The sequence below is a fragment of the Micromonospora sp. NPDC048894 genome, assembly GCF_040649765.1.
GTDB classification, from domain to species: Bacteria; Actinomycetota; Actinomycetes; order Mycobacteriales; family Micromonosporaceae; genus Micromonospora; species Micromonospora antibiotica.
Genome location: NZ_JBEZFY010000021.1, coordinates 24,751 through 40,221 on the forward strand (window position 1 = coordinate 24,751; position 15,471 = coordinate 40,221).

Here is a 15,471-nt window from a genome sequence, read left to right on the forward strand (position 1 = left end):
GGGGCGGCCGGACCGGACAGCCCGCCGGCCGCCGGTCCCGCCGGGCACACGCCGATCGCCACCTCGACAGGACGAGGTGGTCTCGGCACCGGGACGGGTGTGAGCGTTAACAAAGACCATTGTAAATACTTGTCGCTGACCTGGTCCAGTTCGGCCCACCAGCCACCCCCGACGGAAGGCGACCGGGCACCCGGACGGGCCGACACCGCGACACCCGTCCGCTCCGCGAGACGTACGCCACGACCGAGGTCACCGGCTGACCCCACCACCCGAACCCTGACGGACGGGGCGGCTCACCACACCGGCGAGCCGCCCCGTCCGTTCGTCACCCGTACCTCAGGGCTGCGGCAGCGCCGCGTCGATGATCGCGGCCTGCTCGACCTCGTGCTGCTTGGCGGAGCCGACCGCCGGGGCGGCGGCGGCCGGACGGGAGATGCGGCGCAGCCGCACCCCGTCCAGGTGCTCCACCAGGTTGAGCGCCACGAACGACCAGGCACCCTGGTTGGCCGGCTCCTCCTGCACCCAGGCGACGTCCTCCGCGTGGGGGTACCGGTCGAGCACCGCCCGGAGTTCCCCGACCGGCAGCGGGTAGAGCTGCTCCAGCCGGACGATGGCGGTGTCGCCGATGCCGCGGTCGGCGCGGGCCTGCACCAGGTCGTAGTAGACCTTGCCGGAGCAGAGCAGCACCCGCCTGACCCTCTCGGCGGACGGCGCCTCGACACCCGGCCCGCCGTCGTCCAGCACCGGCTGGAAACCGCCGGTGGTGAAGGCCGCCACGTCCGAGACGCAGAGCCGGTGCCGCAGCAGCGACTTCGGCGAGAAGACCACCAGCGGCTTGCGCTTGGCCGACAGGGCCTGCCGGCGCAGCAGATGGAAGTAGTTGGCCGGGGTGCTGGGGATGGCGACCCGCATGTTGTCCTGCGCGCACAGTTGCAGGAAGCGCTCCGGCCGCCCGGACGAGTGGTCCGGCCCCTGCCCCTCCTGCCCGTGCGGCAGCAGCAGCACCAGCGACGACCGCTGACCCCACTTCAGCTCGCCGGAGGAGAGGAACTCGTCGATGATGGACTGCGCACCGTTGGCGAAGTCACCGAACTGCGCCTCCCAGAGCACCAGCGCATCGGGGTTCTCCACCGAGTAGCCGTACTCGAAGCCCATGGCGGCGTACTCGCTCAGCAGCGAGTCGTGCACGAAGAACCGGGCGTCGCCGGTGGCCAGGCGGGACAGCGGCAGGTACGACTCCCCGGTGGCCGCGTCGACGACCGCGGCGTGCCGTGAGGTGAACGTGCCGCGTCGCGAATCCTGGCCGGCCAACCGGACGGTGACGCCCTGGGTCAGCAGCGAGCCGAAGGCGACCAGCTCACCGAAGCCCCAGTCGATACCGCCCTCGACCGCCATCCGCGCCCGCCGCTGCAACACCTGCTGGACCCGCTTGTGCGCGGTGAACCCCTCCGGCAGGTGCAGGTGCGCCTCGCCGACCGCACGGACGGCCGCCGCGTCGACGGCGGTGTCGACCTGCTGTTCGGGCGCCGCGGACCAGGACGGGCGGGCCCGCGACGGCGCGACGGCCACGTCCCGGCTGGCCTTGAAGACCCGCTCCAGCTCAGCCTGGTACTCGCGGAGCTGCTGCTGCGCGGTCTCGACGGTGATGTCGCCCCGGCCGATCAACTCCTCGGTGTAGATCTTCCGGACGCTGCGCTTGGCATCGATGATCTCGTACATCCGGGGATTGGTCATCGACGGGTCGTCGCCCTCGTTGTGCCCACGGCGGCGGTAGCAGACCAGGTCGATCACGACGTCCTTGTTGAACGCCTGGCGGTACTCGAAGGCCAGCCGGGCGACCCGGATCACCGCCTCCGGGTCGTCGCCGTTGACGTGGAAGATCGGCGCCTGGATCATCCGGGCCACGTCGGTGCAGTAGAGCGACGAACGGCTGTACTCCGGGGCGGTGGTGAAGCCGACCTGGTTGTTGACCACCACGTGCACGGTCCCGCCGGTGCGGTAGCCACGCAGCTGGGACAGGTTGAGCGTCTCGGCGACGACCCCCTGCCCGGCGAACGCGGCGTCACCGTGCACCAGCACCGGCAGCACCGTGTAGCCCTCCAGGCCCAGGTCGAGCCGGTCCTGCTTGGCCCGGACGATGCCCTCCAGCACCGGATCGACGGCCTCCAGGTGCGACGGGTTGGCCACCACGCTGACGGTGGTGCAGTGCTGGCCGTCGGGCGTGGTGTACCTGCCGGTCTGCCCGAGGTGGTACTTCACGTCGCCGGAGCCGTGCGCCGAGTCCGGGTCCATCTGGCCCTCGAACTCGTTGAAGATCTTCTCGTACGGCTTGCCGACGATGTTGGCGAGCACGTTGAGCCGGCCCCGGTGGGCCATGCCGATGACCAGCTCGTGGAAGCCGCCCTCGGCACAGGCCTGGAGCACCTCGTCGAGCAGCGGGATCAGCGACTCGCCACCCTCCAGCGAGAAGCGACGCTGACCGACGTACTTGGTCTGCAGGAAGGTCTCGAACGCCTCGGCGGCGTTGAGCCGGTTGAGCAGGTGCTGCTGTTCGTCCGGGTCCGGCTTGGTGTACCTGATCTCGATGCGCTCCTGGATCCAGCGACGCTCCTCCGGCTCCTGGATGTGCATGTACTCGACGCCGACCCGGCGGCAGTAGGTGTCCCGCAGGACGCCGAGCACGTCGCGCAGCCGCATCTTCTGCCGGCCGGCGAAGCCACCGACCGGGAAGGTCCGGTCGAGGTCCCACAGGGTCAGGCCGTGTTGCAGGACGTCCAGGTCGGGGTGCCGGCGGATCGTGAACTCGAGCGGATCGGTGTCGGCCATCAGGTGCCCGCGCACCCGGTAGGCGTGGATCAGCTCGATCACCCGGGCGGCCTTGTCGATCTGCCCCTCGGAGGTCCGGGCCACGTCCCGCATCCAGCGCACCGGCTCGTACGGGATGCGCAGCGAGGTGAAGATGTCGTCGTAGAGGCCGTGCTCACCGAGCAGCAACTCGTGGACCGTCTTGAGGAACTCGCCGGACTGCGCGCCCTGGATCACCCGGTGGTCGTACGTGCTGGTCAACGTGGTGACCTTGCTGATGCCATGGTCGGCAAGCGTCTCGTCGGACATGCCCGAGTACGGCGCCGGGTACTCCATCGCGCCGACGCCGATGATCGCGCTCTGGCCGGGCATCAGCCGGGGCACCGAGTGCACGGTGCCGATGCCACCCGGGTTGGTCAGCGAGATCGTCGTGCCCGAGTGGTCCTCCATGGTCAGCTCGCCGCGCCGGGCCCGCCGGACCACGTCCTCGTACGCCTGCCAGAACTGCCGGAAGTCCATGCTTTCGCACTTCTTGATCGACGGTACGACCAGGGTGCGGGTCCCGTCCGGCCGGGCCAGGTCGATGGCGATACCGAGATTGACGTGCTCCGGCTGCACCAGCGCGGGCTTGCCGTCCACCTCGGCGTAGGAGTTGTTCATCTCCGGATGCGCGACGACCGCGCGCACCAGCGCCCAACCGATCAGGTGGGTGAAGCTGACCTTGCCACCCCGGCCCCGGGCGAGATGATTGTTGATCACGATGCGGTTGTCCACCAGCAGTTTGGCCGGCACGGCGCGGACACTGGTGGCGGTCGGCACATGCAGCGAGCTGCTCATGTTCTGCACGATGCGGGCCGCGACCCCGCGCAGCGGGACCGTGCTCGCGGCGGTGGCCGGGTCACCCGCCGCGCCACCGCCGGAGGTCTTCCCACCGGTCGCCCGGGTTCCGCCGGACCGCCCACCGGGCGACCCGGCCCGCTCGCCGGACGCGGGAGCCTGCCCGGCCCGGGCGGTCGGCGGGGTCGGTGCGCTCGCCCCGGTCGCCGCCCCGGCGTGGGCGTCCGCGGGCCTCACCACATCCGGCGCAGCCGCCGCCCGCGGCGCGGCCCCGCCCTCTCGCGCGGCCCCGCCCTCTCGCGGGGTGGCGTCCCGAGGCGGGGTGGCCGCGTCCTCTGGCGGGGCGGTCGAGGCCGGTGGCGGGGTGGGCGTGGCCGGTGGCGGTCGGTAGTCGGCGAAGAAGTCGTGCCAGGCATGGTCGACGCTCGTCGGATCGGCCAGATAGCGCTGGTACATCTCGTCGACGATCCACTCGTTGGGACCGAAATCCGCGAGCGGATTGTCCTGCGAGGTCTGCTGGGTCGACACAGCCGGGTTCGCCTCTTTCACCTCAGATTGACGGCACGCGACGGTCTCATCACGGTGGACGGAAACCACGTCCGATTCAGGCTACGCCGACACGTCCCAGCATTGTGGACACGGCCCACCGGCAGATCCCGCTCCACCGGAAGTCCGGTCCCGCTCCGCCGGGGGTCAGCTGCGGGCCCGGGCCGGTGCGGTCGCCGACCGGGATGGTCGGCGACCGCACCGCAGGTGGTGGTCCGGTGGAACGCGGTCGCGGCTACCGGACGCGCAGCGGACCCGGCTACCTGCCCAGGGTCACCTTGAGGATCCGCTCGTTGCTGTTGTTGGGGATGCTGTCCTTGTCGCCGCCGGTACTCGTGGTCAACCACAGGTTCCCGTCGAGGGTCGGCTCGACGGTCCGCAGCCGGCTGTACGTGCCGACGAAGTACTGCTGCACGTCGGTGAGGGTGTTCCCACTGATCACCGCCCGGTACATCCGGTTGCCCCGCAGGCAGCCGAGATACAGCACGTCCCGGACGATGGCCAGGCCGCTGCACGACGCCTCCGCCACCGGGTAGGTGCGTACCGGGGCGATGAAGTTCGGGTTGGCGCAGGACCCCACCGTGCCCTCGCAGGCCGGCCACCCGTAGTTGCCGCCCCGGACGATGATGTTGGTCTCGTCCATGACGTTGTTGCCGAACTCCTGCTCGAAGAGCCGGCCCCGGGAGTCGAACGCCAGGCCCTGCGGGTTGCGGTGCCCGTAGCTCCACACCGCGTTGCCGAACGGGTTGTCCGACGGCACGGTGCCGTCGGGGCGTACCCGCAGCACCTTGCCGCCCAGGTCGTTGACGTCCTGGGCGCGGTCCGGGCTCTGCCCGTCGCCGGTGGCGGCGTAGAGCATCCCGTCGGGGCCGAAGCGCAGCCGCCCGCCGTTGTGGTACTTGTTGCGCGGGATGCCGGTGACCAGCACCTGCACCGTGCCGGTCTGCAACGTGCCGTCGTAGCGGATGCGGACGATCCGGTTGTCGGTCGTGGTGGTGTGGTAGATGTACAGCCAGCGGTCGGTGGTGAAACTCGACGACACGGCCAGGCCGAGCACCCCGCCCTCGCCGTTGGTGCCGGCCACGTTGGGCACCGTGCCGATGCTGCGCTTGTTGCTGCCGTCCGGATTCATCGCGACGACGTCGAACAGGTCGCGCCGGCCGTAGAGCACCGTGCCGTCGGGCAGTTGCACCAGCCCCCACGGCAGGTCCCGCTCGGTGGTGACCACCGTCGTGCCGCAGACCGCGCTGGTGCAGGCCGACCCGGTGCGCACGGTCACCGCGCTGCTCGCCGTGGAGGTGTTGCCCTGCGCGTCCCGGGCGACGACCGTGTACTGGTAATCGGTTGCGGCGGCCAGCCCGGTGTCGGTGAACGAGGTCGCCGGCGGGTTGGCGGCCGTGCCCGTGACCGAGCCGACCGTCACCCCGCCGCGCAGGATGTCGTACCGGGTGACCGCCACGTTGTCGGTGGACGCCGTCCAGGTCAGGGTCACGTCGGTGCCGTTGGCGGTGCCGGCGAGGTTGGTCGGGGTGGTGGGCCGCTGGGTGTCCGACTGGCAGAACGGCGGTGTCACGGAGAGCGTGGCACTGGCCTGCGACACGTTGCCGGCGGCGTCCCGGGCGTTGACGTACCACCCCCAGGTGACGCCCTGGGCGACGGTGAGGGTGGCGGTGAGCGTGTTGCCGGCTACCGAGGTGACCAGCTGGCCGTCGTGGTAGATGTCGTAGTACGCGACGCCGACGTCGTCCCGGGACGCGGACCAGGTGAGCGTGACGGACTGACAGGTCAGCCTGCTGCTGCGCAGGTAGCCCGGCGCGGTGGGCGGCCGGGTGTCGGCGGCGGCCCGGGCGAGGGTCGTCCCGGTCGGCGCGGTCGGCGGGCCGGCGGAGACGGGTGCGCCGGCCAGGATGGTGCAGGCGCTGGTCAACAGGGCCAGGGTGGCATGACGAGGACTGATTCGCACGCGATACGTCCCTTTCTCAGAGCCTGGTCGTGGTCAGTACGGGTAGCCCGGCACGTTGAGCCGCACGCTGTACAGGCCGGAGTCGTTGGTACGGCCCGAGGTGACGAAGAGGGTGCGCCGGTCGGACCCGCCGAACGCCACGTTGGTGGTGCCGCTGGGGCCGGACCGGATCGTGCCGAGCTGGCTGCCCGTGGGCGAGTAGACGTGCACCAGCCCGTCGCCGCCGGACGTCCAGTAGACGTTGCCGGCGCAGTCGATCGTGCCGCCGTCCGGACCCCCGACGTAGTTGACGAACACGCTGCGGGGGCCGGTGCTGCCGTCGGGCTGGACGGCGTACTTGTAGATCTTGTTCTCGCCGTAGGCGCCGACGTAGAGGGTGCCGCCGTCCGGGGAGAGCGCGATGCCGTTGGGCTGGCGCAGCGCGTCGTCGACCAGCGACACCTGGCCGTTCGAGACACGGAAGACGCTGGTCCGCCCGCCCATCTGGTCGGGGCGGTTGCCGCGCTGGAAGTTGGGGTCGGTGAAGTAGACGACGCCGTCGGAGCGGACCGCCACGTCGTTCGGCGAGTTGAACGCCCGCCCCTGGTAGTTGCCGGCGACGACCCCCCGGGCCAGGTTGTCGAGCCGGTACGTCGAGACGCTGCGCTGGTCGTGCGTGGCGGCCACGAGCTGCTGCCCGTCGGGGGTGAGCGCGAGCCCGTTGCTGCCCGCATTGCCGAGGAAGGTGTCGAAGGTGGCCGGCGGGGTGAACCGCCTGATCGTGGACGGTTGGACCCACTCCGACCCGGTCGCCGCGGCCATGTCGGAGAAGAGCAGGTAGCCCCGGTCGGCGATCCAGACGGGGCCCTCCAGGAAGGCGAAGCCGCCACGGATCTTCGTGGCCGTGACCGAGGTCGACGGCAGCGGCGGGCCGTATCCGGTGCCGGTCGGGCAGACACCGGGCGGTGCGCCGGGTGGGCCGGCGAGGGCGGCGGGCTGACCGGCCGACGGTGCGGGCGCGGTGTCGGGGCCCGCCGGGACGGCGGCGGGCAGGGCGAGCAGGAGGCTGGCCAGCACGGTGGCGGCCGGTTGCAGGACCATCGGGAACTCCGATCGGCGAACGGAGCGGCCGTCGTTGGCGGTCGCGGGGTGGCACCGGCATTGATACACCGGTATCGATGTGTTACGGGCAGCATAAATTAGGAACCACCCCACCGCATGGGTGGCGATCCACCGATCCCGGCAATGATCCGGATTTCTTACTAAGATGCTGGTCAATACCGATGGACCGCCGGGAACTTCCGGACACCGGCCACCGGGCCGGTCCACATGGTGATCGGGTCTGGTCGATGGATTTCCCCGCGTCCGTCCGGTCGCTCCGGCGCGGCCCGCCGCCGCGACGGCGGAGACGTTCCGCCGCCGACCATCGTGGACCGGTCGACTGTGGACGCCGATCGGGTCGCGCAAACGCACCGACAGTCCTGATTCGCACTCTCCTGCCGCGTTACCGACAGAGGCGGAATCGACGATGGGAGCGCGCTCATCTACCCTCAGGGCAGATCCGACCCACGTCGTGGGCCGGCACCGGTTCGGCAGCCATGGGTGTCGTGGTCTCCCCGCCAGTATTCACCGACCATGGCCCTGTTCGGAGGGATCGAAGCGTTGACGAGCGACAAGGTGGCGCCGCCGGGCGTCGACACCACCCGGCCCAGCATCGCCCGGGTGTACGACTACTACCTCGGCGGCAAGGACAACTTCGCGGTCGACCGGGAGGCCGCCCAGATGGCGATGCAGGTCACCCCGGACGGTCCGGAGGCCGGGCGGGCCTGCCGGGCCTTCCTGCGCCGGTCGGTCCGCTACCTGGCCGCCGAAGCCGGCATCCGCCAGTTCCTCGACCTCGGCTCCGGCCTGCCCACCCGGGGCAACGTGCACGAGATCGCCCACCAGGTCGACCCGGACGCCCGGGTGGTCTACGTGGACAACGACCCGATGGCCCTCGCCCACGGCCGGGCCCTGCTCGCCGACGCCCGGACCACCACCGTGGTCGGTGCCGACGTCCGGCAGCCGGACGAGCTGCTGGCGGAGATGCGCGACCGCAAGCTGATCGACTTCGACCAGCCGGTCGGGCTGCTGCTCCTGGCGATCCTGCACCACCTGCACGACGACGACGATCCCGCCGGGGTGGCCCGCCGGCTGATCGACGCCCTGCCCACCGGCAGCTACCTGGCCATCTCGCACTTCTACGACCCGGGCGAGACCCAGCCCGAGGTCTCCGCGAAGGCGCGGGCGGTGGAGAAGGTCTTCAACGAGACGCTGGGCACCGGCCGGTGGCGTACCCGCGACGAGATCCTCGGCTTCTTCGGCGACCTGGAGCTGATCCCGCCCGGGCTGGTCCCGCTGGCCGAGTGGCACCCGGACGGCGAGGACGACTCCCGGCAGACCGCCACCTACCACACCATCGTCGGTGGGGTGGCCCGCAAGGTCTGAACGTCGGGCACTGCCGTCGGTGACCTGCCGCCGGCCACACCCGTGGCCGGCGGCCGGCTCCCCGAGCACGCCACCGGCCACGGCCGACGTCAGTAGCAGGTGTTCATCGCCGCCCGCACCTCGGCGAGGGTGGCGTCGGCGACCGCGCGCGCCCGCTCGTTGCCCTCACCCAGGATGGCCCGCAGGTGGGCGCGGTCCTGCCCGTACTCGGCCCGACGGGCCCGGATCGGGGCCAGGTACTCGTTGACCGACTCGGTGACGACCTTCTTGAGCGCCGCCGCCCCCGCCGACCCGATGTCGGCGGCCACCTGCTCCGGGGTACGCCCCTGGCACAGGCCCGCCAGCAGCAGCAGCGACGACACCTCCGGTCGGGTGGCCGGGTCGTAGCTGATGTGCCGCTCCGAGTCGGTCTTGGCCCCCTTGACCAGGCGGGCGGTCTCGTCGGCGGTGGCGGCCAGGGTGATGGCGTTGTTCCGGCTCTTGCTCATCTTGGTGCCGTCCGTGCCGAGCAGCAGCGGAGCACTCGACAACAGCGCGTCGGGCTGGGGGAACACCGCCTTGCCGCAGCCGTACCGGTCGTTGAAACGACGGGCGATCGTCCGGGTGAGTTCGAGGTGCGGAAGCTGGTCCTGGCCGACCGGCACCAGATTCGCCTTGCAGAACAGGATGTCGGCGGCCTGGTGGACGGGATAGGTGAACATCAGGCCGCTGACGGCGGACTGCCGCGAATGCGAGATCTCGTCCTTGACGGTGGGATTGCGGTTGAGTTCCGACACCGAGACGAGGCTGAGAAACGGCAGCATCAACTGGTTGAGCGCCGGCACCGCCCCGTGCGTGAAGATCGTGCTGCGGGCCGGGTCCACCCCGATGGCCAGGTAGTCCAGGACCAGTTCCTCGACGTGCTGGAGCAGATTGTCCGCCACGTCGCGGTCGGTGAGGACCTGGTAGTCCGCGATGACCACGAACAGCTCCACCCCGAGTTCCTGGAGCCGGACCCGGTTGTGCAGCGTGCCGAAGAAGTGACCGAGGTGCAGGCGGCCGGTGGGACGGTCACCGGTGAGCACCCGGAACTGCCCCGGGTCCTTACGGATCAGCTCCTCCAGCGCGGCGCTGCGGGCCTGCGCGGCGGATGTCCCGAGCACGTCGGTCGGCCGGGCTGAGGCAGCGGCACCGGCATCTTCGGTCTGGGGTACGGCGGAATTCACACCATCTCCTGAAGGGTCGGTCTCGACGCCATGATGACACGGACCCCACTTCGGACACCGGCGACGCGATTCCGACCGCGCACCGAATCGGCGGGGATCGGATGACCGTCCGAGGCGTTGACCTGCCACCACTGGACCGGCCCGACGCCGTGGGCGTACCTGAAGGACACCTCGCCGTGCCGGCGGGCGCACGCCGGACGTGGCCGGTCGGCGCGGGCCTGCGGTGCACCGCGCGGCCCGGTCCGACCCGGGCCGGGCGCGCGGTGCGGAGGTTTCCGGTGGTACGCCGGGCGGGCATGTACTCCCCCACCCTCGGGAGGGAGTGACTCGATGCTGGTGACCGGTTATCTCGGTGCGGTGCTCATCGGTGCCCTCGTCGGCCTGCTCGGTCGGCTGGTGCTGCCCGGCCGGCAACGGATCGGTGTCTTCGCCACCTTCGTCATCGGTGTCGGTGCGGCCGTGCTCGGCACCGTGGTCGCCCGGGCGTTGGGCATCGCCGACGACGCTCCGGTGCAGGTCTGGGTGCTGCGCTGGGACTGGATCGTGCTCGCGCTCCAGGTCGGCTTCGGGGTGGTCGGTGTCGCCGTGGCGAACATGCTCACCTACACGCGGCTCGCCGGTGGCGACGACGACCGCCGGCGACCGACCCGGACCAGGACCCGCACCCGGAGCTGACCGGGTGCGGGTCGGGCGGGGCCACGGCCGGGCGGTACGGAACCGGTGCGTCAGCGGCGGGCCAGCCAGACCGTCCGCCCGGTACGGACGCTGAGGTCGGCACGGGTCGCCAGACCTGCCACGGTCTGCTCCAGCGCGGCGAGGTCCAGGGCGGAGAGCCGCCCTTCCAGCCCGTGGCGCATCCGGCTCAGCGTGGCCTGCGCGTAGCGGGTGGTGGCGGCCGGTACCGGTGGACGCAGGTCGATGTCGAAGTGCCGCTCGGTGACCGAGGTGAATCCGGCCTGCCTCATCCGCTCGCCCCAGTTCTCGTGCATGTGCAGGCCCGCCTCCTGCCGCCGCTTCGCCGCCTCGGCGTGCCAGCGCCGCTCCACCTCCTCGTCCGGGGTGCCGGTGAGGAAGTGCGGGAACGATTCCAGTTCGGCGATCACCAGTAGACCGCCCGGCCGCAACATGCCGTACGCGGACGCGAGCGCGGTCGCCGGATCCTTCATGTGGTGCATCGACGCGGCGGCCCAGATCACCTCGACCGGCCCGAGGTCGGGCCAGGGCTGGTCGAGATCGGCTTCGACGGTGCGGATCCGGTCGCCCAGCCCGGCCGCGTCGGCCCGGTCACGCAGGTGGGACAGCATCTCCGGGGAGAGGTCGACCGCGGTGACGGTGGAGCCGGGCAGCTCCCGCGCGAGGGCGAGGGAGCCGGTGCCGGTGCCGGCACCGAGGTCGACGACGTGGGGTTGCGCGGTGGCCTCGCGGCCGACCCAGCCGATCACGTCGCGGAAATACTCGTGGAGCACCTCCGCGTCCAGGTCGAGCAGCTCGATGAGATGGTCGTGTGCCATGGGGAAACGGTAGCCCGACCATGCCTCGCTGGCATAGCATCTTGCCTATGAGGCAAGACAAGGATCTGGAGACCCTGGTCCGGCAGCGCATCCGCAGCCTGCGGGTGGCCCGAGGCTGGTCGCTGGACGAGCTGGCCCACCGCTGCCTGATCAGCCCGTCCACGCTCAGCCGGATCGAGACCGGACACCGGCGGGTCGCCCTGGACCAGATCGCCACGATCGCCCGGGTGCTGGGCATCACCCTCGACCGGCTGGTCGAGTCCGACGCCGACGACGACGTCGTGATCCGTCCACACTGCGACGAGGACCGGGGCGTCACCACCTGGCTGCTCTCCCGGGACAGCAACCAGACCGTCGCCAAGCTGCGGATCACCCGGGACGTCCCGACCGACCTGCGGGTGCACCCGGGCCGGGACTGGTTCACCGTGCTCTCCGGCACCATCGAGCTGCGCCTCGGAGACCGGACGATCCTCGTCGGCACGAACGAGGCCGCCGAGTTCTCCACCCTGGTCCCGCACGCGTTCGGCGCGCACGACGGCCCGGCCGAGATCCTCTGCATCCTCGACCACGAGGGCGAGCGCAGCCACCTCGGCCCACACCAGCCGCATCCGGGCCGCCCGGCGGCTAGGCGGTGATCACCGGCCAGGCGTAGGCCAGCAGCGCGCACGCCGCCCCGAGCAGGGCCAGCGAGAACCCCCGGGTGGGGATCGGCAGGGCGGCGAGCACGAGCAGGATGACCGCGATGACATAGAGAAACGCCTGTGCCGACATGACTGTCCCCTCAGGAGGCTGACGAACGGGCGGGATGCTCTCTACCCCGGACAGCCCGGTCGGGAAACCCACCCCGGACAGCCCGGTCGGGAAACCCACCCCCGGGCAACCGTCCCGGGTCGACCTGTCCCGCCCTACACCCGTCCGGGGCGGGACGACGACGGATCGTCGTCCCGCCCGGAGGGCGCAACCGGCAGGTGTCAGCAGCCGAGCCGCTTGGTGGACAGGGCGATGTCGTCGATCCACAGGTCGAACGCGCCCGGGGTCGTGCCACCCTGGTAGAGCTGCCAGCCGATCTTCACGGTGTCGACCGTGGGCAACACGAAGGGCACGTCGTTGCCGCCGTGTGCGGTGGTGGAGGCGGTCAGGTCCGGGTTCGCCACGCCGTCGATCCACACGGCGACCCGGTTGTCCGCCGGGTCGAGCTGCCACTCGAAGCACTGCCAGGTGTCCTCGACGACCGGGGCGGACTCCCGCCAGTTGGTCCAGTCGCCGGTCGGGCCACCGTCGGCGCCCACCCCCCAGAAGGTGCCGGGGACGGTCGGCGCGTACTGGCCGCCGACCGGGCGGACGACCTCCGTGCTGCCGGTGCCGGTCGCCTCGACCAGCGTGAAGTGCGCCCAGTCCGGGGCGGTGGGGAAGGCGTCGACCCGCAGCCGCATCCGCCCGTAGAAGCGGTTGCCGGGCGCGGCGAAGTCGTCGACCCGCAGGAAGGCGCGTCCGTTGTCGACCGCGTGCAGGTGCAGCACCTGGTTGCCGCGCCGGGCGCGCTCGACGGTGAGCGTGCCGTGGCGGGTGTCGACGCCCCAGTTCACCGTGCGGGGACCCCCGAGGGGCAGCCGGTCGAAGTCCTCACAGAACAGCAGGCCACGGGGGCACGACCGCTCGGCGGCCGTCGACGGGCCGGCCGGGACACTGCCGGCTGCGGTGCCGAGGATCAGGGCGGCGGTGAACACCGCGAGGAAACTGCGCATGGTCTTTCCTCCATGACGGCCGACCCCCACCACGCGGGCAGGGCTCAGCGGGAAATCCCGGCCGGCCCGAGCACCACCGGCCTCGTCCCGGGCGCGTCGGACGCCCATGGCGGTCAGAGGTGGGGCGGTCTCGGCGGGTACGGGAAGGCGAGGCGGGGACACCGACGACGGGACACCTGCCCGTCGCCGTTGGTGCTGGCCCGGCGATGCGGCACCCGCGGCTGCCGAACTGGCGCGGTGCCGGCACTGCGCTGCTCCCGTGCTCACCGTTGCCAGCGCGGTTGCCCCCGTGCTGCGGCGATCTGAGCCATTCCAGCACGACCGGATCCGATCAGGCAACATCGACAGACATCAGCACGTCTGGTGGGCCCGGGCGAGCCGGTCGCTCCCGGCCCGCGGAGCCCGGTCGGCACCGCCCCCCACCCGACCGGGTCGCGGCGCACGGCTCCCCAGCTAGCCGACCGCGCCCCGGTCGACCAGGCTGAACGTGGTGCCCACCGGGGCGTCGCCGAGGACCTCCACATAGATCTTCTTCTGGGACGGGCTCCACTGCACCACGCCGTACTGCTCGCTGACGATGGCGTAGGCGAGTCGCCCCTTGTCGTCCTTGCCCTCCCGGGAGATCCCGAAGAGCGTCGCCGCGGTCGGCTCGCAGTCGGTGCCCACCAGGGAGGCGTACCCCTGCGCGTCGAGCTTGACGCCGAGGCAGGGCCGGTGGGCGATCTGCGGGTTCAGCGACCTGATCATGAAGTCGACGCCGACCGGGTCGAGCACGAAACGGGCGTCCGGCGTGGTCCCGTCGCCGACCCCCACCACACCGTCGAACGGCAGCGAGAGGTCACGGTCGATCTCCACCACGTGCAGCAGGATCTGCCGCTGCCCGGCCAGGATGGCCCGGGTACGGTCCGGGGCGGACGGCGACGCGGCGGACGGCGACGCGGGTGGCGTACCCGATCCGGATGCGGTGGTCGTCGGGCCACCCGTCGTCGGGCCACCGGCTGCCGCGCCGGTCGGATCCGGGGTCGACCGGTCGCCGACCAGTCGCGGTCCGAACACCGCGACCGACACCAGCACCGCGACCACCGCGACGGCCGCCCCCACCCCGACCAACAGGCGACGCCGGGACGAGACCCGTCGACCCGCCACGTCCACCCCCGCCGCCGACGGTTCGCCCGAGCCACCCGACGCCGACGCCGGGTCACCCGGGCCGTCGCCGGGGACGCCGGTTGCCGCGACCGGTGCCGGCGACCCGGCCGACGGTCGGTCGGCACCGGCGGAGGACGGCGCGACGGGCAGGGCCGGAACACCCCCCGGGGCCGGAACACCCGCCGGGGCCGGAACACCCGCCGAGGCCGGATCGCCCGCCGGGGCCGGATCGCCCGCCGGGGCCGTGACCGTCAACAGCCCGTCGAGCAGCTCCCGCGCGGTGGGCCGCACGTCGGGGTCCTTCTCCAGCGCCCGGGAGACCAGCTCCCGCAACGGCCCCCGCAGACCGGTCAGGTCCGGCGGTTGGGTGAGGATCCGCATCGCTGTCGCGGTCGCGGAATCACCCCCGAACGGATTCCGGCCCGTCGCGGCGTAGGCGACCACGGCACCCCAGGCGAAGATGTCCGCGGCCGGGCCCACCGCCCGACCGGACGCGGTGTCGAACCGCTCCGGCGCCATGTACGAGACGGTCCCGACCATCTGGTGGGTCCGGGTGTGCTGGCTGGTCGCCTCGAACGCCCGCGCGATCCCGAAGTCGATGACCTTGATCCCGCCGGGTGCCACCAGCACGTTCGCCGGCTTCAGGTCCCGGTGGATCACCCCGGCACCGTGGATCGCGGTGAGCGCGGTGGCCACCCCGACCGCGATGCCGTGCAGTTGCGCCGAGCCCAGCGGCCCACCGTCGCGGATCACCTGGGCCAGGCTGGGGCCCTCGACGTACTCCACCACGAGGTAGGGCGGGTCGTGGTCCGGGTCGGCGTCCAGCACCTCGGCGGTGCAGAACGGCGGGACCTGGCGGGCCCGGTTCACCTCACTGCGGAACCGGCCCCGGAACTCGTCGTCGTGGGACAGCTCCGGACGGACGACCTTCACCGCCACCCGGCGTCCCTGCGGCGACCGGGCCAGGAAGACACTGCCCATGCCCCCCTCACCGAGGCGGTCGAGCAGCTCGTACCCCCCGAGTCGGGCCGGGTCGCCGGGACGCAGCCCGTCGTTCACGTCGGCTGCCCGCAGACCACGACCAGCCCGCGAACCGTTGCGCCACTCACGCGTACCCCTCAGATCACTCGGACACCGTCGGCAGCCTATCGCCCGCCAGCCCGGGACCGCCGGTGCCGTCGGCGGGCCCACCGGCGCGGACGAACACGACGGGCCCCGCCGGGATGACCGGCGGGGCCCTCTTCGTG

11 protein-coding genes are annotated in these 15,471 nt (G+C 71.8%); 3 read left to right on the forward strand and 8 right to left on the reverse strand.

From position 1 onward, the window contains the following. Window positions 1–336 precede the first annotated feature (336 nt). The 3 genes from AB0C22_RS29805 to AB0C22_RS29815 form a co-directional block, all read right to left on the reverse strand. A complete protein-coding gene (locus tag AB0C22_RS29805; protein WP_357538236.1) occupies window positions 337–4,170 on the reverse strand; it encodes a multifunctional oxoglutarate decarboxylase/oxoglutarate dehydrogenase thiamine pyrophosphate-binding subunit/dihydrolipoyllysine-residue succinyltransferase subunit in 3,834 nt (1,277 codons plus the stop codon). A 277-nt stretch (window positions 4,171–4,447) separates the two neighbouring features. Next, the gene (locus tag AB0C22_RS29810) at window positions 4,448–6,151 is read right to left on the reverse strand and encodes a PQQ-dependent sugar dehydrogenase (RefSeq protein WP_357538238.1); all 1,704 of its coding nucleotides are present in this window, start codon (window positions 6,149–6,151) and stop codon (window positions 4,448–4,450) included. A 33-nt stretch (window positions 6,152–6,184) separates the two neighbouring features. Further along, window positions 6,185–7,231: an SMP-30/gluconolactonase/LRE family protein gene (locus tag AB0C22_RS29815; RefSeq protein WP_357538240.1), complete on the reverse strand. Its 1,047-nt coding sequence runs from the start codon at window positions 7,229–7,231 to the stop codon at window positions 6,185–6,187. Between the two features lie 534 nt (window positions 7,232–7,765). On the opposite strand from AB0C22_RS29815, the gene AB0C22_RS29820 reads away from it, so the two are divergent. Beyond that, window positions 7,766–8,617, forward strand: a complete 852-nt coding sequence (locus AB0C22_RS29820) for an SAM-dependent methyltransferase (protein WP_255597780.1) — start codon at window positions 7,766–7,768, stop codon at window positions 8,615–8,617. Window positions 8,618–8,706: 89 nt separating this feature from the next. Here the strand turns inward: AB0C22_RS29820 and trpS are convergent, their stop codons facing one another. Then, a complete protein-coding gene (gene trpS / locus AB0C22_RS29825; RefSeq protein WP_357538292.1) occupies window positions 8,707–9,759 on the reverse strand; it encodes a tryptophan--tRNA ligase in 1,053 nt (350 codons plus the stop codon). A 393-nt stretch (window positions 9,760–10,152) separates the two neighbouring features. On the opposite strand from trpS, the gene AB0C22_RS29830 reads away from it, so the two are divergent. Beyond that, window positions 10,153–10,497 carry a GlsB/YeaQ/YmgE family stress response membrane protein gene (locus AB0C22_RS29830; RefSeq protein ID WP_244251530.1) on the forward strand — a complete coding sequence of 115 codons (345 nt, stop codon included), beginning with the start codon at window positions 10,153–10,155 and terminating at the stop codon, window positions 10,495–10,497. Window positions 10,498–10,547: 50 nt separating this feature from the next. Here AB0C22_RS29830 and AB0C22_RS29835 read toward each other — a convergent pair whose 3' ends face one another. Beyond that, window positions 10,548–11,333 carry a class I SAM-dependent methyltransferase gene (locus AB0C22_RS29835; protein ID WP_357538243.1) on the reverse strand — a complete coding sequence of 262 codons (786 nt, stop codon included), beginning with the start codon at window positions 11,331–11,333 and terminating at the stop codon, window positions 10,548–10,550. 47 nt (window positions 11,334–11,380) lie between these two features. Here AB0C22_RS29835 and AB0C22_RS29840 point away from each other — a divergent pair, with 47 nt between their 5' ends. Beyond that, window positions 11,381–11,968 carry a helix-turn-helix transcriptional regulator gene (locus tag AB0C22_RS29840; RefSeq protein ID WP_357538245.1) on the forward strand — a complete coding sequence of 196 codons (588 nt, stop codon included), beginning with the start codon at window positions 11,381–11,383 and terminating at the stop codon, window positions 11,966–11,968. Here AB0C22_RS29840 and AB0C22_RS29845 read toward each other — a convergent pair. From AB0C22_RS29845 to AB0C22_RS29855, 3 genes are all read right to left on the reverse strand, one after another. After that, the gene (locus AB0C22_RS29845; protein WP_219465202.1) at window positions 11,958–12,104 is read right to left on the reverse strand and encodes a hypothetical protein; all 147 of its coding nucleotides are present in this window, start codon (window positions 12,102–12,104) and stop codon (window positions 11,958–11,960) included. The genes AB0C22_RS29840 and AB0C22_RS29845 overlap by 11 nt on opposite strands. Before the next feature lie 200 nt (window positions 12,105–12,304). Then, entirely contained in the window at window positions 12,305–13,078 is a 774-nt protein-coding gene (locus tag AB0C22_RS29850; RefSeq protein ID WP_357538247.1) for a hypothetical protein, read from the reverse strand. A 453-nt stretch (window positions 13,079–13,531) separates the two neighbouring features. Then, window positions 13,532–15,283, reverse strand: a complete 1,752-nt coding sequence (locus AB0C22_RS29855) for a protein kinase (protein WP_357538249.1) — start codon at window positions 15,281–15,283, stop codon at window positions 13,532–13,534. Window positions 15,284–15,471 lie beyond the last annotated feature (188 nt).